The sequence below is a fragment of the Pseudoalteromonas sp. S2755 genome (assembly GCF_005886535.1).
Lineage (GTDB): Bacteria > Pseudomonadota > Gammaproteobacteria > Enterobacterales > Alteromonadaceae > Pseudoalteromonas.
The window spans coordinates 115267-122181 of the sequence record NZ_PNDS01000046.1; the positions used below are offsets into that span (position 1 = coordinate 115267).

Below are 6915 nucleotides of genomic sequence, written 5' to 3' on the forward strand. Positions count from 1 at the left end.
GCATGTCAAAAATTGAATTCGTCCCCTACCAATTAGTCCCAGCTAGCTTTAATCCATGGCGTGAAATATTTGTTGAAGTGGCAGAAGAAGTGATGGTGGCATTAGCACACCCTGAACTTGAATTGCTACACTTTGGTTCAAGCTCTTTTAAGGTTGCTGGTAAAGGGATCATCGATATCTCTGTGTTATACAATCCCGGGCAATTAACACAAGCTGTTGAACATCTAAAAAATTTAGGCTTTAAAGACCAGCACAGCGATAATCCATTTCCTGATACTCGTCCGAGAAAAGACATCGCGGTGATGTATCAAGGTGAGTTGTTTCAAGTGCATGCTCATGCTATCGAAAAGGGGAGTGAAGAACATATAAAGCAAGAAAAATTTAAAGCTTATATGCTTAGTCACCCTGACGCTCGTGCGGAGTATGAAGCTCAGAAGCAGTTAGTAATAGCGCAAGGTATAGCCTCTCAAGATGAGTACGGAAAAGCTAAAGCACCATTTGTAAAGCGTACTTTAAAGGACATCCACTTTAATTAACTTATGTTCGCATAAATCAGATCTTTATAGCTGTAAGTGTGAGGACAATGAATAAGACCTAACACTAACAGCTCTATTTTATTTGGCTTTGCAGATTACCAATTAATTGTTTCTACAAATTGATTATTTTAACCAGCCTAATTGGCTCACCATCAACGTTAAACTCACCCGTGATCTCAAGTAATCCATCCTTTAGTCCCTGCAGCTTATCTACGTTAAAAGTTTTACTTTCATAAGGTGCAAAGGTGACGGGCAGTTGCCAAAGAGGCTCATCATTTTTGAATGAGTGGAATGGGGTAAAACCGACGTGTAATGTGCCACTCGATGCACCTGAATAGGGGCCGATTAGCGTGATGGATATATTGTCCTGAATAGTGACTTCCATTTTTACTCCATCAAAAGACTTCTCTGGCGTTAGAAGAGATTTATGTTGTGTTAGCCCATTCCAACCAATCACTAAGTTTTGAAAGGTATGTTTTGGCAACAGAACACGGTGTTCACCTGAAGCTAGAGTTTTTTTGTAGTTACCGTAAATTAGCGAAATATCATGGGTACTGGGATTGTTGATGTAAAGATAGTGCATTCCATCAGAAAAATAGTCCTGGATGTTGATACCACTTAGCGTAAAGAGCGCATCGTCGCCAAGTGTTGATTGCCATTGCTGCATCAAGCGCTTGAGGGTTTTATTCTCAGTTTGAGTGACTGTCCTTGATTTCTGCTTGCTAAATATTTCGCGAAGTGGGGTCATACAGTCACTTAGCTGAGCGCTATATTCCACACAAGTGTTAAAAGCTCTGCGAAGTAAAGGTGCATCGTTAAAGTGCCAAGGATTAGTGGTTTGTTCATTCGTGATCAAGTATTTATGTGCGGCAAAGTAGGGCGCTATTCTATGATTATTATTTCGACCAAGAAGACTGATTTTTTGCAAGCTAAGCGCTGAAATGTCGATTTGGTTCAACTGTAACCTAGCCAGTTGCTCATGGTGTTGTGTTTTCATTTTAATAAGGATCGCATCGTTTTGCTTTGAAAGCGTGAGGGCAAGTTGATGATACTGCTTGATATCCATGCGTAATTGCGGCAGCAGTGCGATAGACTTTGCAGGAAACAATGCTTGATTGCTAGAAACTGTTAACTTTACTCCTTCTTTAAGGGTAAATTGCAGTAGGTTGTCATTACTATAATCAACTTCTTCAACTTTAACGCGTCCAATACGCGCATCCGAGCTTTCGGCTGTTAACTCTGTGATTAACGCAACGCCAATTTCCCCGCGTTTAACTTGCTCTGGCTCAAAGTCGATTAGTGCTGCAACACTATTATCATCAAGTGAGTTGATTAGAGGTGTTTTATCCGGTGCGGGAAAATCCATCACCGCATGCATTGAAGAAAAGTTTGGATGAATATCGAGACGATTAAGTGTTTTGCTTTCGGTATTTCTGAGCCAATATGTGGCACCGTTTTGCTCCCAAGGCCCATCGACAATATAAAAACTTGGCGTGGCAGAGCGCACAAACGCTGCAAACTGCTGTTCAAGCAGGGGCCAATTGGGGAAGGTCTGCTTTAAGAGTGCATTGGCAGTTGGCAAGGTGTCTTCAGAGTGAGGGTTTGCGTCCATTAATTTAGCAATAAAGCGTTTAAAATATTGATAGCGTTCAGGAGCGCTCAATAAGAAATGTACGATAAAAAAGTTGAGCCCGCGTTTGAGTGATGGATCATCATTGATTGCTTCGAAAGATGGCTGGCCATTTTGGTGATATTGCTGTAAACCCAAGTGCAGATAATTCATTGGAGCTCGGTCGAAAACCATCACAGTTAACTGTTTTTTATTTGGATCATATACGTGGCTTGCGATGGCATCTGCCATCCCCTCAGTGATCCAATTGGGTGCCCAAGTTGAGTGACCGTTCAGTGCCATATGAAACGCATGCATGGTTTCATGGATCACGATATAGCGCTGGTGATGTTGGCGATGACTCGGAAAGTTATATCCTGCACGGTTATAAAACATGGTTTCGCCACCAGCCGTTTTATGTACGCCTCGCAAAAAACCGTCGTCCAGCATGGCTTCTTTTGTACGTTGGCGTGAACTGCCATAAACGACAGCAATTCTCTTTTTATCAATCGCTGCAGGCACCATACCAAACAATTCAACATAGTGAGGGTAAGACATTTCTAATAATTCTAAATAGAGTTTTACTTTGTCCTCAGGAAAGTCACTTTTTAGCGCAAAATGTTTACTCACCCACCAGTCATATCCCCGCGAGTTAGCTATTTTTCCATCGCTATAAGTCAGCGGAATTTGTTTACCAACATGTTGGATGTCAATGTGTCTCAACGTGCTGACTCGACCATTAACGCTTATTTCAGAGCGCATATCAGCGGGGCTAGGAATAGCGGCAATATCGCTTCGCGTAGCTTTACATCCGCTGAGTAAAACAAGTATTGCAATTAGAGGAGTAAATCCTAGCCGCGGCTTTTGCATAGAGGGGATTCGCCGATAAAAGGTATGGAATAGATAAAATAAAGACATGGTACTTTTCTCTCGTTTTTATTTGTGTATATTGTATGCAATATAAAATAACAAAGATAACAGGTATTGTCATTATGCAAAATCAGCAGCAGTGGTGTGAACCAGATCTTAATGAGGCAAAGCGGTCAACGTCGCCGTCTGGGTTTGGTCGAACTTTTTACATTGCAAATATCATGGAAATATTTGAACGACTCGCTTGGTATGGCTTTTTCGCCGTGTCATCAATTTATATGACAACACCAAAGTCGCAAGGCGGTATTGGTTTTACTGATATAGAGCGTGGCGCAGTACAGGGGATTATTCCCTTCTTTTTATATCTTTTGCCTGTTGTAACTGGTGCGTTAGGAGATCGTGTCGGGTATAAAAAGATGTTCTTTTTTGCATTTTTGGTCATGACGCCAAGTTATTACTTATTGGGACAGGCTCAGAGTTTTTGGCCGTTTTTTGCTGCGCTGAGCTTTGTTGCGCTGGGTGCCGCTTGCTTTAAACCTGTGGTCGTTGGCACCGTCAGCCACAGTACAAACGATGGTAATCGTGGTCTTGGATTTGGGATCTTTTATACCATGGTGAATATTGGTGGCTTTTTAGGCCCATTGGTCGCGGGATATATGCGCGCCATTAGTTGGGATGCAGTATTTATGATGTCGGCGATTTGGATTGCCATAAACTTTATTCCCTTGATGTTATTTTACAAAGACCCCCAAACATTACCTAAAACTAAGCAATCTCTTACTCAAGTATTAAAAACCGCGCAGTCGGTGCTGGGTAATACACGTTTAGCACTTACGCTGTTTGTCTCACTGGCAATATTGATGTCGGCAGGCGTTGGGTTTGCTAACTACAATCAAGCGTTTACTTGGATTGCAATATGGTTAGTAGCTAACTGGGTGTGGGACAGAGTACTCATAAATCGAGCGTCGACTAAAGCATGGTGGCAACAACCGATGAAGGTGAGTAACCTGCCGTTTGCGTTATATTTGCTGATCCTTGCAGGCTTTTGGACAGTTTATAATCAGCTGTTTTATACTTTACCTGTGTATATCCGTGATTATGCAGATACCCGAGATATATTGGCGTGGTTTGGCGATTCTAGCGTCGCGTTTTTAGCGCATGTTGATATTGATAAGTTAACTGCTGCTATTTTTACGCTGTTCAATGAGCTTAAGGAAAGTGGCGCGGTATCCATTGAAACCATTAGGCTGGAATGGGTTCACCTCAAAGTGAATGTCCCCCATGAGCAAATACAGTTGATACTACAAACGCTAAATGCGCTTCATGATAATGGACAGGCTCTTTCACAGCACCAAGCGCAAGCCCTTGCTAAGCAACTCGTACAATATCGTCAAATCAATCCTGAGTATCTCATCAACTTAGACTTTGCAGCGATCGTGGTCGCACAAATTTTGGTGAGCTTTCTCTGTCAGCGATTTAGACCATTTTATGTGTTAGTCACAGGCTTACTGGTGATGGCGGTTGCGTTTATCGCATTACTTAGCGATAGCGACTGGTTAAGCGGTCAGCTCATTGTCACTGTCATATTGCTTATCGCGCTTGGTGAAATGCTTGCCTCTCCTAAAAGCCAAGAGTATGTCGCGAGTATCGCGCCTCAATCTCAAGCTGCGTTGTATATGGGGTACTACTTTGTTTCTATGGCGTTGGGCTTCTTATTTGCTGGATTTTTATCTGGTTGGAGCTATAAAGTGTTGGTGCAAGAAATGGCGGCACCAGAGTTAATGTGGGGGCTATTTGCCGCTATCGCATTTATAACCGCCATTGCATTATTCTGGTTTAACAAAGTGATAATAGACAGAAAAACATAGCTTTATTGAAATGGGAACGGTTATTGGTCGCGATCGGTTTGTTTGCAAGCCCTTCACTTGGGAGCACTGGCGGCCATTGTGACAACAACCTCCTAACTCATGAGCGTAAAGCTGGTGCTACTCAGCGTACCAGTTTCACAAAAGCGGTAAAAGCGGGCGTGAATATGGTGTTTGGCTCTGACGCTGGCGTTTATTCTCACGGCGAAAATGGCAAGCAGTTTAACCATATGGTGAAATTTGGTATGGCTGAGCTACGGGCTTTGCAGAACGCTGCTATTAACTCCGCGACGTTACTGAAACAAAATACACAACTAGGCTCGCTTGAGGCGGGGAAACTTGCTGATATTACTGCGGTTAAAGGCAATCCACTTAAAGACATTAGCATGATGGAAAAAGTCACTTTTGTTATGAAAGATGGCAAAGTAGAGAAGCAATAACCAAATGCTCAGCAGCTAATGCTTTTTAACAGCTACGCCCTCGAACTTTGAGCAACTGGCGATAAATTTTGGCATTATCCGCTGACAAACAAGCTAAAAAGGCGCACAATAGCAAGTGTTGCCAAACAAGGTATTTCATGATGGATTTGAAATACCTAAGTGCTTTTCTAAGACCCTAGAGTACTTAAGTATTATACTTTTAAGGGCAACATGATGAATACGCAACTTCCTAAAATCGTGATAGTCGGTGGTGGTGCTGGTGGTTTAGAGTTGGCTACACAGCTAGGACATAAACTCGGGAAAAAGCGCCAAGCAGAAATCTTATTAATTGATAAAAATCGTAGCCATATTTGGAAGCCGCTGCTCCATGAAGTCGCGACAGGATCTATTGACGCTGACTTAGATGGTGTGGTTTATTCTGCTCATGCGGCAAAGCATTATTATCAGTTTCAACTCGGCAGTTTTAGCCACGTAGACTCAATCAATAACACCATCACGCTGAGCGAGCTAAGAGACGAACTCGGTCATCGTATTCTCCCAGAGCGACAAGTCAACTATGACTATTTAGTGCTTGCTATTGGTAGTATTAGCAATGATTTTAATACTCCAGGGGTCAAGGAACACTGCTTCTTTCTCGATTCAAATCAGCAAGCTGAGCGATTTCAGCATGCACTTCTCGATAACTTTACACGCTTACATCAAGACGATGATCAGAAGCATTCGTTAACTATTGGCATTGTTGGTGGTGGTGCTACAGGCGTTGAGCTTTCTGCTGAGCTGTATCATGTGTCTGACATGTTGAAAATGTACGGGCTGAATAAAATGACTGCCAAACGCCTTCGTATCGATTTAATAGAAGCAGGTCCTCGAATATTACCAGCACTCCCTGAGCGTATTGCCAATTCAGCTAAACGGGAGCTGGTGAAGCTAGGTGTCACGGTGCGAGAAGGTACCCAAGTAAAGCAGGCAACTGAAGACAGTTTTATTACTAAAGAAGATGAGCAGCTAAAGGCAGACATCAAAGTGTGGGCTGCGGGGGTAAAAGCACCTGACTTTATTAAAGAGATTGGGCTGTTCGAGCTTACTCGCAATAATCAAATTAAGGTAAATCAATACTTACAAAGCAGTGTAGATGAGCATATTTATGTCATCGGTGATTGCTGCGCATTTACCCAAGCGGATGGTACTCAAGTGCCGCCGCGTGCTCAGTCCGCCCATCAAATGGCGCAATGTGTAGAGAAAAATCTAATCGCAGCATTAAAAAATCAATCTTTGCACGAGTTTACCTATAGTGACCACGGCTCTTTAGTGAATTTATCTCGTTATAGCACCGTTGGTAGTTTAATGGGAAACCTAACCAGCAATAGCTTTTTTATTGAAGGTAAGATAGCGCGATTCATGTACATCTCGTTGTATAGAATGCATCAGCGCGCAATCCATGGTATCGCAAAAACTTTTGCACTATGGATAAGCGAAAAGGTGCTTAGAGTGGTACGGCCAAAAATGAAACTGCATTAAACCTAGTTTGCTATATTATACCAATTGAATTAATTCTCTAATCAATTTGAAGGGTGAAATAGCATATTAGCTTCGTT

General features: G+C 42.4%; 4 protein-coding genes and 1 pseudogene. 4 read left to right on the forward strand and 1 reads right to left on the reverse strand.

Annotated features, from left to right (window positions below):
• Nucleotides 1–2: 2 nt before the first annotated feature.
• Complete coding sequence (locus CWC03_RS09525) at nucleotides 3–536, forward strand: GrpB family protein (RefSeq protein ID WP_138581711.1); 534 nt, start codon at nucleotides 3–5, stop codon at nucleotides 534–536.
• A 112-nt stretch (nucleotides 537–648) separates the two neighbouring features.
• Here CWC03_RS09525 and CWC03_RS09530 read toward each other — a convergent pair whose 3' ends face one another.
• Nucleotides 649–3063 carry a hypothetical protein gene (locus CWC03_RS09530; protein WP_138581713.1) on the reverse strand — a complete coding sequence of 805 codons (2415 nt, stop codon included), beginning with the start codon at nucleotides 3061–3063 and terminating at the stop codon, nucleotides 649–651.
• 74 nt (nucleotides 3064–3137) lie between these two features.
• On the opposite strand from CWC03_RS09530, the gene CWC03_RS09535 reads away from it, so the two are divergent.
• From CWC03_RS09535 to CWC03_RS09545, 3 genes and pseudogenes are all read left to right on the forward strand, one after another.
• Complete coding sequence (locus CWC03_RS09535) at nucleotides 3138–4883, forward strand: MFS transporter (protein ID WP_138581715.1); 1746 nt, start codon at nucleotides 3138–3140, stop codon at nucleotides 4881–4883.
• A gap of 92 nt (nucleotides 4884–4975) precedes the next feature.
• Nucleotides 4976–5320, forward strand: a pseudogene (locus CWC03_RS09540) (amidohydrolase family protein); the annotation flags it as partial.
• A gap of 213 nt (nucleotides 5321–5533) precedes the next feature.
• Nucleotides 5534–6838: an NAD(P)/FAD-dependent oxidoreductase gene (locus tag CWC03_RS09545; protein WP_138581726.1), complete on the forward strand. Its 1305-nt coding sequence runs from the start codon at nucleotides 5534–5536 to the stop codon at nucleotides 6836–6838.
• The last annotated feature ends 77 nt before the right edge of the window (nucleotides 6839–6915 follow it).